Annotated in this window: 2 pseudogenes; both read left to right on the plus strand. The window is 39.8% G+C overall.

The features are described 5' to 3' along the window. Window positions 1-1,262, plus strand: a pseudogene (locus tag HT732_RS10130) (hypothetical protein); the annotation flags it as partial. 164 nt (window positions 1,263-1,426) lie between these two features. Beyond that, window positions 1,427-1,813, plus strand: a pseudogene (gene vncR / locus HT732_RS10135) (response regulator transcription factor VncR); the annotation flags it as partial.

A 1,813-nucleotide genomic window follows, 5' to 3' on the forward strand; every position in this document is an offset into this window, starting at 1 on the left:
CAGTAACAGACAACGCCCCTTCAAACACAGGGACTGCAGATCAACCTGTAGCTTCAAATTCAAGTTCTGAATCACCGGCGACCTCAGCACCCAAAGCAGAAGAATCAGCAACAACTGAGCCGAAAGCGGAAGAGCTAACTTCTGAAGAAGCAAAAGCTAAAAAGGAACTAGCAGATGCACAAAAAGATGGGGAAGATATTATTAATGAACGAGTATCTTCAAAACTAGGTGAAATAGAAAAAGTTAAAGACGAAGCCGAAAAAGAAAAATTAAAAGCGGAATTAAAAACATTAAAAGAAGACGCATTAGCCGCAATAAATAATGCTAAAGATCATGATGCAGCAGTAGCTGCTGCGGATGAATATCAAACTAAAATTGATGAAATTAATGTTCCAGGTGAAGAATTACCAGCACCAAACTATAATAAAGATAATTTAACAAATGGCCGTAATGAAGGTACTACTATTGACAATGGAAGCACAGCGATAGGACATGGATCAGGTGAAGCTCCGACACAGCCTGCTAGTGAAGCAAGCACGACTTCAACAGCATCTCCAACACAACCTTCTTCAACTTCAGAAGGGGCTTCAAGTTTTAGAAATGCCCCATCGGTTCAAGCAAGAGCAAGAAGAGTGGCACGTTCAACATCAGAACCAGATGGAACTGTAAATATTAGCTATAACTTCGCTGGAATGCCAGATATTCATGGCTTCCTATCTGATCCGGGAGAAAATAACACTGTCACAATTCCTGCAGGAACGAGTGAAGAACAGGCAAAAGAGCTAGTAAAAGAAAAAATTCAAGCCAAGATAAAAGACCTAGCTGCTAGAGGGTATCATGTGAAAAATGACATTATTTTTGAACAAGATACTACTGTGAAAAATTATAACTACGTCGTTACATTCACTAAGGAGACTACAGGAACTTCAGGTTTCAGAATGGCTCCAGCAGTTCAACCACGCGCTAGCAGAAATCGTAGAAGTCTAGAACAGCCAGCTCCTCAAAAGGTCAAAGTCAATGTTTTTTATAACTTTGATCAAATGAAAGATATTGCAGGTTTCCTAGGAGATATCAATGGAACTTCTCTTGAAATTGCGGAAGGTTTATCAAATGAACAGGTTAAAGCAGCTGTCAAGAGTCAAGTTGATGCTAAGAAAGAAGAGTTGAGCAAACGCGGCTATACTTTCAAAGAGGACTATGTCTATCAATCTAATGGGAAAGATTATAATTACGTTGTAACATTTTCAAAAGCAGCTAAATAATTTTCATTCTATAGAGAGTGAAATGCAAGCAGAGAGAGCGATAGGCTCTCTTTGTTTTATCTAGTGGTCAGTTGATTACAGACAAAAGGCCAGTAAGAGGCTATAATAAAAATAGAGTAGGTATTTATTCTAAGAAAAATAAAAAAATAGAGAGCAGTTAAAGTATGAAAATTTTAATTGTAGAAGATGAAGAGATGATCCGTGAGGGGGTCAGTGATTATTTGACGGATTGTGGTTATGAAACCATTGAGGCGGCGGACGGACAAGAAGCCTTGGAGCAATTTTCCAGCTATGAAGTAGCCTTGGTTTTACTGGATATTCAGATGCCCAAGCTCAATGGCCTAGAAGTCCTAGCTGAGATTCGTAAAACCAGTCAGGTTCCTGTCTTGATGTTAACAGCCTTTCAGGATGAGGAATACAAGATGAGTGCCTTTGCCTCTCTGGCAGATGGCTATCTGGAAAAGCCCTTCTCCCTCTCCCTCTTAAAAGTGAGGGTGGACGCGATTTTCAAGCGCTACTACGATATGGGACGAGTCTTCTCTTATAAGGAT

It is taken from the genome of Streptococcus sp. 5346 (assembly GCF_013277455.1).
Classification (GTDB): domain Bacteria; phylum Bacillota; class Bacilli; order Lactobacillales; family Streptococcaceae; genus Streptococcus.